The sequence below is a fragment of the Vibrio sp. D431a genome, from assembly GCF_030248655.1.
Classification (GTDB): Bacteria; Pseudomonadota; Gammaproteobacteria; order Enterobacterales; family Vibrionaceae; genus Vibrio; species Vibrio alginolyticus.
On the sequence record NZ_JAHGAP010000002.1, the window covers coordinates 15,177 to 26,583 of the forward strand.

Here is an 11,407-nt window from a genome sequence, read left to right on the forward strand (position 1 = left end):
CTTTATGGGTAGTCCTCTCTTGATCCACATCATTTCCGTGTTGCTCTGTATGCCTCAAGTATGAAATTTTGTTATTTGCATCTCAAAGATGAATATATGGCAATAATCCATTACCCAGCCAACTATTCACCACATAAATCACTTTTATGAATGCAACTATTTGATTAAACAGATAAGAGGATGAGAGACTGAATCTCCACATTGATGCAGTAAGGACACGCATGTCAGTTTATATCGAGACGCACAGAAGCCAATTAAGACCCATCAAAGCCAGTGACTGGGAACTCTTTCAACGATTACTCTCCGAACAAGAGGTTATTGCGCTCTGTTTCGATCGTCCCAGCGAAACAGAAATAAGAGAAAAATTTGCTTCGCGATTATTACCATGGACCCCAAATTGCCAGCATTGGCTTTGCCTTGTAATACTCGATAAGCAATCTGAACAACCCATCGGCATCACTGGCTTTGCTATTGAAAACGGTAAGGCAGAGGTAGGTTACTTACTTTTGCCGGAATTTCATGACCAACAGTTTGGAACAGAAACTCTTCAAGCGCTTCTATACTGGGCAACCTCGACACATAACATCAACCACTTTTCCGCGACGGTCACTGAAGGCAATATTGCGTCAGAACGTGTCCTGATAAAATGTGGTTTCGAACTCATTGAGGTCATTCCAGACGCATACCAAATTGGTGGCAAACCCTACGCCGATAAAATCTACTCACTACAAAAATAAGGACGTATTTTGAATAAAGTAGTCATCATTACCGGCGCAAGCCGAGGCATTGGAGCCGCAGCGGCGAAAAAGCTGGCCGAGCAAGGCTATCGCGTTTGCGTTAATTACCGCACTCAGCAAGAGGCCGCCGACCAAGTTGTGGCAGAAATACAAGCAAACGGTGGCAAAGCGATTGCCATCGCCGCAGACGTAGCCGATGAGAAGCAAGTGCTCTCCTTGTTTGATGAAACAGAACGTGAATTTGGTGCAGTGACGCACTTGGTCAACAACGTTGGCATCCTATTTACTCAATCGCCTTTGTCAGAAATCAGCTTGGAACGCTTTCAGAAAGTAATGAACACCAATGTGAATAGCTGTTTTCTCTGCTGTCGAGAAGCGGCGAAGCGATTCAGTGCAGGCGGTGCAATTGTGAATGTCTCCTCTGGAGCGTCGCGCTCAGGCGCGCCATTTGAGTATGTCGATTACGCCACATCAAAAGGCGCGATGGATACCTTAACTAAAGGGCTCTCGCTAGAGTTGGCAGAGCGCAATATTCGCGTCAATGGCGTTCGACCTGGTTTCATTTACACTGATATGCATGCCGACGGCGGAGAACCAAACCGAGTAGATAGACTCAGCCCTCAAATTCCTCTTAAACGCGGTGGCACGGTAGAAGAAGTGGCAAATGCGATCGCTTGGCTATTAAGTGACGAAGCCTCTTATGTCACAGGATCATTTATCGATATTGCAGGGGGCAGATAGAATGCAAGTCCATATCCGACAAGCGATTCCCGATGATTTAGACGGAATTTTTCAGCTTAATTTTCAAATTAATTCACTGCATTTTGCGAATGCGCCAGAAGCCTTTGTTGCGCCTTCAGAAGCTGACCGTGAATTTCTTGCACAAGCACTAGAGAACAAAGAGCGACTCTTTTTGATTGCCGAACGCGAACAGCAAATTCTCGGCTTCTTAACCGCGATGATCACCCAAAACGACACCGTCAGTTTTCTGATCAAAGACCCAATTTGTCGCGTGGGAACAATTGTTGTCGATGAAGCGCAAAAGCAGCAAGGAATCGGCCGCCAACTGCTCCAAGCCTGTGAGCAATGGGCGCGCGATGCCAATGCCACACAAGTTCGATTGGAAGTGATGGAATTCAATCAGCCAGCACAGCGCTTTTACGATAATCAAGGTTTTAAAACTAACTCACGCATTATGCTGAAACATTTGTAACGATAAAGACAATTAAGCGCTTTTCACGACTAAACCCACCTAAATCGCATTTATCGATGCAATTTACCCCCCTGATTTTAGAAAAAGACGATATGATGTGCGGATAAGGAGATTCGAACATGATTTATCTTTTCGATTGGGGGAACACCTTGATGGTAGATTTCCCTCACGCACAAGGAAAAATGTGCGATTGGGAACACGTAGAAGCAGTTCCTCAAGCCAGAAAAACACTGGCAATACTTTCCCAAAATCATCCCATCTACATTGCGACCAGTGCATCTGATTCCAACATGGAAGAGGTTCAGCGTGCATTTGTTCGCGTCGACTTAGACCAATACTTAAATGGCTATTTTTGTTTTGCCAACCTCGGTATCGCTAAACACCAACCTGAGTTTTATCTCGCCATCGCAAAACAGTTAGGGGTTAACGCGAGTGGAATAACCATGGTTGGCGATTTACCTCACAAAGATATTTACCCTGCGATGAAAGCGGGCGTAAACACAATTTGGTTTAACCCAACGGGCGCTGATGCACCAGCCGAAGCCATTCCTAACCAAATTCGTTGTTTATCTGAGCTTATCCCCTAACCGTTACTAACCTGCACTAATCAAGGAAGATGAATGCAAATCAGATCCATCAAGGTGAGCGATATCGCGCGCTTCACCGCGCTGTGGAATCGAGTGTACTCCGAAGGGGAATTTTTGATTTCTCCTGCACCCGATAACGCAACGCTTCGCAGAATCCTGCAACGTGTGGAAAACGAGTCCATCCCTCAGTTTGTCGCGTTTGACCGCCAAAAACTTATCGGTAGTGTTGAAATCTACCCAGCTGAGATGTGCGGTTACGAAAGAGGGCAACGCCTTCGCGTCGGTATTCTTGGTATTCACATCGACAAAAACTACCGAGGCAAAGGATTGGGGCGGAAACTATTGGCAGTCGCGATCGCACGTGGTTGGGAATTTGGTTACGACCAAATCGCACTCTACGTATACACAACCAACACACCAGCGATTGCTTTATATGAACGGTTTGGATTTGAACATCAGGGGGAACTTGGGGAAGTGACCTTGCCAAATGGTAAAGTCTTGATGAGTCAAAAAATGGTATTGTATAAAGCGCAAAGCCCTTCGAAAAACCCCGATTTGTAGACTCACGATAACCGTTGTTCGCAACACTTATTCGGGATTAACACCCTTGAGTCACATACCCTCGAACAATTGAATCGTTAGAGGCTTGATTCACGTAGTAGAAATAGCATGCTTCTTCTGCCAGTGTGTAACCTTGCGGCCAAATGTACACCACGCGATCAACACCCGATTTATCTAAGAACTGATAATCAGGAATAGCGACAAAATGAGCACTGTTTGGGTGCTGCTGACCGATGATGCAAAAATCACTGCCTTTGCACGGCACGTCAATTTTCGAATAACCTCTGGCTGGTAGATCGATTTCTAACAAAGCTCGAATACTATCGGCACTCGCTTCTGGCATGCCTTTGCGTGTTTTGACATGTCGGTCAATGTAGTGAACGTGCTCTTGGCCGTAAGCGTTATCAATCACTGATTGAGCATGAAAGAATTTGAGAGCCGTACCCAAAGAAGACTGAGAACTGTGCAGCATCGCAGCGTATGCTTGGCGATGAATATCGAGTAGTACTGGTAAAGCAGCTAATGCGATGAAAGCCAAAGTGGTAAGCACTATGGTGATTTCCATCAGCGTAAATCCATTTGATTTCACGTTTCTTATCTCAACTAGCCCAAGACAATAGCCCCACATCCATGTGAGACCGAGCCAATGTATCGCCAATTTCTTACGATTAAAGGCTTAAGGGGTAAGAAGAGACAAACACCACTCAAACTTGAGAACAGCAGCCAAAGAGCAGTGTAACAAAACGACGCTATGTGTCAGATATTAGACGGTTTTTACTCTCTAGTTACTGAGTAAAGGCACATTATTTCGCACCAGACCACGACGAACATTCGTGCACATTTTGCCAAAACGACGAATCTCATCGAACTGCGGAACAATGCCGCGCTCCATGGCTGACTCCCAATAAGTGACTTCTGAATCGACCATTTCCAACAATTTCTTCGGACAGCCAATGCACTGCCCTTCTGGTCCACATACAAACGTTTCTGGTTCATAAATTGGTAGTTCCGCTTTTACTTGCTCGATGATGCTACGCATGGCGGTCATTCGATCTGGCTTTACCTTCATCATTCTGCTCCACGGATTAAGATGAAGCAGATTGTACCCACTGATACGCAAATGTCCCTACCCAATTTAGGTATATTCTGTTTGAATCGATTTCTTTATCGTCAGATCCGGCTTTTTAACCACCAAATACACCGCCGTAGCTGCCAGTACGAAACCAGAAATCCCCATCCAATCAAATGACTCTCCAAACGCGAGCCAAGCCTGAATCGCCGTCGTTGGCGGCACCAGGTAGAATACAGAAGCTACGCTCGATGCAGCACCGTTCTTAACCATGTACAGCAGCAGTAGAATAGCTACACAAGAGAGCACGACGACCAACCACAACACAGTCAAAATAAACTCCAGTTCCCACTGCACTTGCATGGTTTCAAACTGCATCGCAACGGGCAGAAACATGACGAGCGCGGCCAAATATTGCACCGTCGCACCACCCACCATATCCACTTGTTGGCAATGTTTTTTCTGATAAAGCGTCCCTAGCGTGATACCAACCAAAGCCAACAAACACAAACCAATGGCCAACACTTTATGCTGCTCGGATTGCCACTCCATTTTGCCCATCAACACCATAGCGATACCGACAAAACCAAGAGCCAAACCCAACCATTGCGAGGGTTTAAATTCCTCACGAACAAACACCACCAGCAAAGCCGCGGTTAAAATCGGTTGAATACCCACCAGCAACGAACTCAACCCCGCAGGCATACCTAAGGCGATAGCGAAATAAGTACCGCCCAGATAGAAACCGTGGATCAATGCACCAACCACACAGCTGTGCCATAAATCTTTTCCTGTCGGCAACCTTCTACGCAATACCGCCACAAGAACCAAAAACAATAAGACATTGAATGCCATACGGATAGAAAGTAGTGTCGCTGGCTCGGCATATTGCAAACCAAAACGCGCACCAACGAATCCAGAAGCCCAAAGGATGACAAATACAAAAGGGATGGCTCGGATTAACATGATCGCCTCACTCACGCTTGTTTTATGTTTTGAGATACTGCTAATGTAATTAGGTACAGTGTTTTCAAAAAGTGACAGATGGAAGTGTTTTTATGGGTACAGATTTATTGGGAAGCGGTGAAGGGAATAAGTACCTCGTGGTGGAAAAACACCTCAAACAAGCCATCAGTGGTGGCGTTTATCAGGCGGATGATCGACTGCCCTCCATTCGCTCGTTGAGCCAAGAATTAAACGTCAGTAAAAATACCGTGATTCGTGCGTATCAAGAGCTGGAAGCACAAAACTTGGTGTACTCGGTTCCCAAATCGGGTTATCGAGTTAAAGTCGCTTTGCCGACCTCTCGCTCAATTCCGGATCCGACTCGCGTGGATTTGCTCTCGATCTGCAAAGAAATCCTTACTTATCCTGAATACCAAGAGCGTTTGCCTACCGGTTCTGCCCACCCAAACATTGACTCTCCCGCGATCAAAAGCTTGTACGCCGAGATCGGCCGCCACAGCCGCCAGCAAACGCATGTACCGAGCCATTACCAATTACCACCCGGTGATCACCTCTTAATCAAACAACTAGCGAAAATCACACAAGATTTGGGCACGCCAGCCAAGTTGGATGAGATCATGGTGACGCACGGCGCGCAACAAGCCATTAGCCTAGCGCTGCGCGCAACGACACAAAAAGGCGATATCGTCGCGGTGGAGTCCCCTTGCTATTTTGGCAACTTATTGATGCTAGAATCACTCGGCCTCAAAGTGGTGGAAATTCCGAGTTGCCCACGCGACGGTATGTGCCCCGAAGCCTTAGCAAAAGCAATGGCGACATGGGACATAAAAGCGATAATCGTAACGCCAAACTTCACCAACCCTACTGGTGCCATGATGCCGCTAGAAAAGCGCCAGCGATTGCTCTTGGCATCTGGCAATATTCCTATTATCGAAGACGATGTGTTTGGCGGGTTAAGCTATGACAAGCCGTTACCAAGCTTGAGATTGCTCGATGACAAGCAACGCGTAATTTACGTGAATTCGTTATCCAAAACGCTCGATTCGCGTTTGAGAATTGGTTGGATGTTGGCGGGGCGATATCGAGATCAAATTGAGCAATATCTACTGTGTGAGAACATGGGCAGTTTGAACCTGATGCAATCCGCCGTGGCAACGTTTCTAACGTCAGGCAAGTATCGAACGCATACTGCGCGAATGGGACGGGTGTATCAAAACAACATGCGCCGATTTATCCAGATGCTTCATCAATACTTGGATGAATACGAATCTCTAAAAAATCGATACCAGATCAACGCCGTGCAAGGTTCGTTCTTGCTTTGGTTGCGACTGCCCGAAGACACGGACAGCTATGCGTTGTATCAAGCATGCAATAAGCACAGAATCAGCCTACTTCCCGGCACCGTATTTGGCACTCAAGGGCAATATCGGCATTGCGTACGCCTCAGCGTGGCAAACTTTGGTCATGAAACCGATTGGAGTCACGCGATGCAAACACTGGCAAAATTGATAGCAAAGCATGTCTGTTAACTCGCTCTTAATAAATGAACTTATGCCCACAAACGCAAACAGGTAACAACAAGAAACTCCACGCAAAGGTGGAGTTTTTTCGTATCGTTATCGCCCTCAGTGCGACTTAATTTGCCACATTCTCGCGACGTTTTCGGCTAAATTGGCAACGTTGACGTCGGCCTCTTTCATGGCCTCAGGTAAGCTCATCGCCCTTGGTACACAAGCAAACACCGCATCAATACCGCACTCATAAACCGCCTGATAGTTGTCACCCACGCAGCCTGCTAATGCAATGACTGGTAAATCAAACTGCTTTGCCACCTTAGCAACGCCCATCGGCGTTTTACCATGTGCGGTTTGATGATCGATTCGACCCTCACCTGTGAATACGATATCCGCATCCGCAACATGCTGAGCAAGCTTAACCGTTTCTAGCACAATCTGAATTCCCGGTTGCAAACGTGCTGGCGTGTACCCGAGCAAGGCCGCTCCCATACCACCAGCAGCACCCGCCCCTTCACGAGTCAGTACGTGCTTACCCGTCGCTTGTTCCGTCAACTCGCCAAACTTGCGCAATGCGTTATCGAGCAGAGTGACGTCTGACGCTGTCGCTCCCTTTTGCGGGCCAAAGATAGCCGACGCGCCTTTGTCGCCACAGAGTGGGTTATCAACATCGCACGCTACCAACACTTCGCAAGCAGCTAAGCGCGGGTCAAGACCAGAAATATCGATGGACGCAAGCGCCGCTAACCCGCCTCCATTTGGGGTAATTGCATGGCCAGATTCATCAAGAAACGCCACCCCCAACGCGGTCAACATGCCCACGCCACCATCATTGGTAGCGCTGCCGCCCAAACCAATGATTAAACGTTGAATGCCTCTGTCTAGCGCGTGTTTGATCAGCTGTCCGGTACCAATGCTACTGGTCAGTTTTGGGTCGCGAGCGTCACTCGGCACAAGGTGTAGCCCACTGGCCTCCGCCATTTCAATAACCGCAGTTTCGCCGTCGCCGAGGATGCCATAAAACGCTTCAACATCATTCCCTAATGGCGCGGTCACTGTTGTGAAGACTTGTTCGCCTTGAGTTGCATCTATCAAAGATTGAACCGTGCCTTCGCCACCGTCTGCGACCGGAACCGTAACAAACTCAGCATCATGCCATACGCGAGCAAGACCCGTTTTGATCGCCTCGCTCACTTGTTTGGCGGTTAAGCTTTCTTTAAATGAATCAGGTGCAATTACCACTTTCATACGTATTTCCAGAGACTTATAAGAGAACGAGGCTCAAAATGTACACTAATGCCATTGCCGTGACACCTTGAGCGAGCGTAGCCATGGTTTGCGCGCGGTACGCTAGGCCCACCGACATGCGACTAAACTGCGAAACTACCCAGAAGAAACTGTCGTTTGCATGAGAAACCGTCATCGCACCTGCACCGATCGCCATCACCGTTAATACGCGGCCCATTTCTGAATCGAGCCCCAATTGCGTGAGCATAGGCGCAACCAAAGCCGATGTGGTCACCAATGCAACCGTTGATGAACCTTGCGCCGACTTTAGCGCAGCCGCAACGATAAATGGCATGAAAATACCCACGCCCAGCGCCGATAGCGTCGTACCTAAGTATTCACCTAGCGGCGTTGCTTTTAATACCGCGCCAAAAGCACCACCCGCACCGGTAATCAAAAGAATAGGCGCAGCAGCCGTAATACCTTGGCTGATTCGCTCGCCAAATTCTTCAATCTTGTTGTCTGACTTGAGTAGGCGAACAGAAAGGAACAGGCCAATCACCAATGCCGTTAGTGGCTGTCCTAAGAAAGTCAGAACATCAAACACAAAACCTTCGCCCAGCGGTAGGCTTGGGAATTTCGCGATAGAGCCAAAACAGATCAATAAGATTGGAACAAAAATAGGAGCGAATGCTTGGCTCGCCGTTGGCAATTTGCCGTAAGACGCTTTGAGTGCTTGCCAATCTTGCTGAATTTCTTCTGCGGCTTCAATGCCATCTGGTTCAACATGTTGGAATCGGTTCGCCCACAACATCCCCGCTAACGCCGCAACCGCTGCAACAAACACACCCACACCAATCACTAAACCAAGGTTAGATTCCAGGCCTAAGTTACCCGCAGCGGCAATCGGGCCAGGAGTTGGCGGCACAAACGTGTGCGTTGCGTATAGGCCAGTTGCCAACGCCACACTCATCGCAACGCTTGAGGTTTTTAAACGCTTCGCGAGTGATTCTTTGAGCGAGTTCAGAATGACAAAGCCTGAATCACAAAATACCGGAACAGAAACGATGTAACCTATGATACTCATGGTCAATGTTGGGAAACGCTCACCCAACACTTTGATGACCGTATCGGCCATGGTGATCGCCGCACCACTTTTTTCCAAAATAACACCAATGATAGTACCTAAAACGATAACCAAACCAATGTAACCAAGGATGCCGCCAAAGCCAGAAGCAATGGTTTTGGCAATGCTATCTGCCGGTAAGCCGTAAGCAAATGCCGCAAGGAACGCCGCGATGATCAGCGCTAAAAAGGGATGTAATTTGAATTTGGTGGTCGTGAGCACAATAAATGCGATCACCCCGAGCAGGATTAATATAAGGTTCATGATAACTCCATTTATTCTTATTTTGCTGAGCGAGTCCGTGTTGGCTCACTCAACATGTAGGGACGCATGAATTATTAATCGTTTGCTTTAGAATTCCTTTAGGCGGAGTGACAAATGATGTGGTCAAAAAATGACGCGTATTGTGCAGATGCACAATATCACGACATTTTTGAGAGCCGAGTCGCAATATAAAGCTCCGCTAACCCCACAAAATTGGTAGTTGGTAGCCCTGTTATCTCGGTGATTTTCTCTAACCGATAGCGCAGAGTGTTCCGGTGAATAAACAGCATTTTAGAGCATTCTGTTACATTGCCATTGCATTCAAACAGTGCATCTAGGGTTTTCAATAATTGCCCAGATTTGTCTTTCTCTTTCAACCGTTTCACACCATCAATAATTTGTTCACCTTGCCAAATATCCGCCAACGGCGCTAACAAAACAGGCAAACGAAGTTCATCGAACAGGTACTTACGTTTCTCTGGGTAGAACTGCTTGCCAATAGCTAATACCTGCTTCGCACTTTGGTATGACAACGCGACATCTTTAGGCTCATTAAACAGCTGCCCTAGCGCAATGTGAAACGTATGCGAATCGTGATCGCTTAAACGCGACATCAACTTATCAATGCGCTCACTTTCAACTTGGCTATCCCACTGCTTGGCGGAATGACACGGTTTCAACACCACAATTTCATTCACTGAGACAATCGCAACTAGGTTGTTACGCTCTGGGTATTCAAGCAGCTCAACAATATTGCGCACACTCTTCATGCTTTTCGAGGCGGACGGCGTCGAGACTTCAATCACCGTTGCCACCCGTGGTTGAGTAACATCGATAGAAAGACGCATCGCCCAATCTTTCAGCTCTTCATCGGTCAATTTCCCATTGATCCAAGCCAGAATAAACTCTTCGCGATGACGTCTGTCCCACTGAAATTTTTCCACCAGCGCGGCTTGCTCGATTGTCAGTTCAGCGGTCATTTTAACCAGTTTTGCAAAATCTCGGATTTTCTCCGGCTCGCCTGTGACGCCAACAATACCGACCACGTCGCCATGTAATTTCAACAACATATTGATACCGGGTTTGACACCCTGCAACGTCAAACATTGCTGCTCATTAAGCTCTAGCGAATCGCCATGATTCAGCGCCAGTACCGCGCCATCATGCACTTGCCCAACGCGTTTGGGGTCGCCACTGCCAATAATGATGCCTGCTGAGTTCATCACATTCACATTGTGACCAATGATGGACATGGTTCGATCAACAATTTGTTGTGCTAAAGCGTGGTCGAGAATCACCATTTCGAGTTTCCAAATTGACCGTTTAATCACTCAATAAATCACAAATGGCAAACTATCGCGATGCTGCGGTTCTAAATAACGGAAGCAGCTCAAAGCATTATCCAATTAACCACACTTAAAAAGAGGATTAAACCTTCATTTTTAGCAGAGGGTTATATACTTAGAACAAAGGTTACCAATGCATTCTTCACTGTGCATTGATGCCACTCGTCTACCTACAGAGGAGAGATCAACATGGAGTTACGGAATAAATCGGGGGAAGTTGCAAATATTGCTGATAACCTCACTTTGAAGGAAATCACAGAAATGGGCTACACCGTAGATTTATGCGATGAAGCATTTGCTCCTGGAGAGCATTGGAAAGCGGAAGGTAAAACGCAAGGTATGGGCGAGTATCCAGAGGAGTAAACGTCCTGACGAACCAGCGCAAAAAAGCGCTCCACAAACAGAAAAGCCGAGCGACTTAACGCTCGGTTTTTTACTTCTGAACTTCTTGAATAAACAAGCTCATCTCTTCAAGATAGTTGCCGTTTGAGCATCCCCAGTCGGTGACCTCAATCAACTCAGTAACTAACTGTCCAGACTCATCATCTTGCACTCTCTGCACAAACGCTTCAAAACGTTCCAGTTGCGCCTGACTCTTAACGCCATGCACGGCATATTCTACAAGCAAGCCGTTATAAGTCTGCCAGCGCTGGTCGCCCGCAACATCATTGCTTAAAATCACAGAACATTTTTGTTGAATGCTTTCAACCGCATCATTTCTTGGTGGCGCGACTGTGGAACATCCAACTAAAATCGTACCTACCGCCAATAACGTAACTTTTGTCTTATTTATCATA

Annotated in this window: 14 protein-coding genes; 7 read left to right on the forward strand and 7 right to left on the reverse strand. The window is 47.1% G+C overall.

Annotated elements, in window-relative coordinates; genetic code table 11:
* Nucleotides 1–221: 221 nt before the first annotated feature.
* From KJB35_RS02320 to KJB35_RS02340, 5 genes are all read left to right on the forward strand, one after another.
* Complete coding sequence (locus KJB35_RS02320) at nucleotides 222–737, forward strand: GNAT family N-acetyltransferase (protein ID WP_054575246.1); 516 nt, start codon at nucleotides 222–224, stop codon at nucleotides 735–737.
* Between the two features lie 9 nt (nucleotides 738–746).
* Nucleotides 747–1,478 (forward strand): glucose 1-dehydrogenase, encoded by a 732-nt coding sequence (locus KJB35_RS02325; protein WP_005383319.1) that lies wholly within the window; start codon nucleotides 747–749, stop codon nucleotides 1,476–1,478.
* Between the two features lies 1 nt (nucleotide 1,479).
* Nucleotides 1,480–1,950 (forward strand): GNAT family N-acetyltransferase, encoded by a 471-nt coding sequence (locus KJB35_RS02330; RefSeq protein ID WP_005374310.1) that lies wholly within the window; start codon nucleotides 1,480–1,482, stop codon nucleotides 1,948–1,950.
* A 119-nt stretch (nucleotides 1,951–2,069) separates the two neighbouring features.
* Complete coding sequence (locus tag KJB35_RS02335; RefSeq protein ID WP_285357584.1) at nucleotides 2,070–2,537, forward strand: HAD family hydrolase; 468 nt, start codon at nucleotides 2,070–2,072, stop codon at nucleotides 2,535–2,537.
* A 33-nt stretch (nucleotides 2,538–2,570) separates the two neighbouring features.
* Nucleotides 2,571–3,098, forward strand: a complete 528-nt coding sequence (locus KJB35_RS02340; protein ID WP_005374314.1) for a GNAT family N-acetyltransferase — start codon at nucleotides 2,571–2,573, stop codon at nucleotides 3,096–3,098.
* Between the two features lie 37 nt (nucleotides 3,099–3,135).
* On the opposite strand, the gene KJB35_RS02345 is transcribed toward KJB35_RS02340, so the two are convergent.
* From KJB35_RS02345 to KJB35_RS02355, 3 genes are all read right to left on the reverse strand, one after another.
* Complete coding sequence (locus KJB35_RS02345; RefSeq protein WP_005374316.1) at nucleotides 3,136–3,663, reverse strand: hypothetical protein; 528 nt, start codon at nucleotides 3,661–3,663, stop codon at nucleotides 3,136–3,138.
* A gap of 216 nt (nucleotides 3,664–3,879) precedes the next feature.
* On the reverse strand, nucleotides 3,880–4,167 hold the full coding sequence (locus tag KJB35_RS02350; protein ID WP_005374318.1) for a hypothetical protein: 288 nt from the start codon (nucleotides 4,165–4,167) through the stop codon (nucleotides 3,880–3,882).
* A gap of 66 nt (nucleotides 4,168–4,233) precedes the next feature.
* Nucleotides 4,234–5,133 carry a DMT family transporter gene (locus KJB35_RS02355; protein WP_005374320.1) on the reverse strand — a complete coding sequence of 300 codons (900 nt, stop codon included), beginning with the start codon at nucleotides 5,131–5,133 and terminating at the stop codon, nucleotides 4,234–4,236.
* A 92-nt stretch (nucleotides 5,134–5,225) separates the two neighbouring features.
* Between KJB35_RS02355 and KJB35_RS02360 the strand changes: the two genes are divergently transcribed.
* A complete protein-coding gene (locus tag KJB35_RS02360; RefSeq protein WP_165439048.1) occupies nucleotides 5,226–6,662 on the forward strand; it encodes a PLP-dependent aminotransferase family protein in 1,437 nt (478 codons plus the stop codon).
* A 96-nt stretch (nucleotides 6,663–6,758) separates the two neighbouring features.
* Here KJB35_RS02360 and KJB35_RS02365 read toward each other — a convergent pair whose 3' ends face one another.
* The 3 genes from KJB35_RS02365 to KJB35_RS02375 form a co-directional block, all read right to left on the reverse strand.
* On the reverse strand, nucleotides 6,759–7,895 hold the full coding sequence (locus KJB35_RS02365) for a glycerate kinase (RefSeq protein WP_149191653.1): 1,137 nt from the start codon (nucleotides 7,893–7,895) through the stop codon (nucleotides 6,759–6,761).
* 16 nt (nucleotides 7,896–7,911) lie between these two features.
* A complete protein-coding gene (locus KJB35_RS02370) occupies nucleotides 7,912–9,264 on the reverse strand; it encodes a GntP family permease (protein WP_213907503.1) in 1,353 nt (450 codons plus the stop codon).
* Between the two features lie 158 nt (nucleotides 9,265–9,422).
* On the reverse strand, nucleotides 9,423–10,565 hold the full coding sequence (locus KJB35_RS02375) for a sugar diacid recognition domain-containing protein (protein ID WP_005374330.1): 1,143 nt from the start codon (nucleotides 10,563–10,565) through the stop codon (nucleotides 9,423–9,425).
* 234 nt (nucleotides 10,566–10,799) lie between these two features.
* Here KJB35_RS02375 and KJB35_RS02380 point away from each other — a divergent pair, with 234 nt between their 5' ends.
* On the forward strand, nucleotides 10,800–10,973 hold the full coding sequence (locus KJB35_RS02380; protein ID WP_005374332.1) for a hypothetical protein: 174 nt from the start codon (nucleotides 10,800–10,802) through the stop codon (nucleotides 10,971–10,973).
* 70 nt (nucleotides 10,974–11,043) lie between these two features.
* Here the strand turns inward: KJB35_RS02380 and KJB35_RS02385 are convergent, their stop codons facing one another.
* Nucleotides 11,044–11,406 (reverse strand): hypothetical protein, encoded by a 363-nt coding sequence (locus KJB35_RS02385; RefSeq protein ID WP_017634365.1) that lies wholly within the window; start codon nucleotides 11,404–11,406, stop codon nucleotides 11,044–11,046.
* Between the last annotated feature and the right edge of the window lies 1 nt (nucleotide 11,407).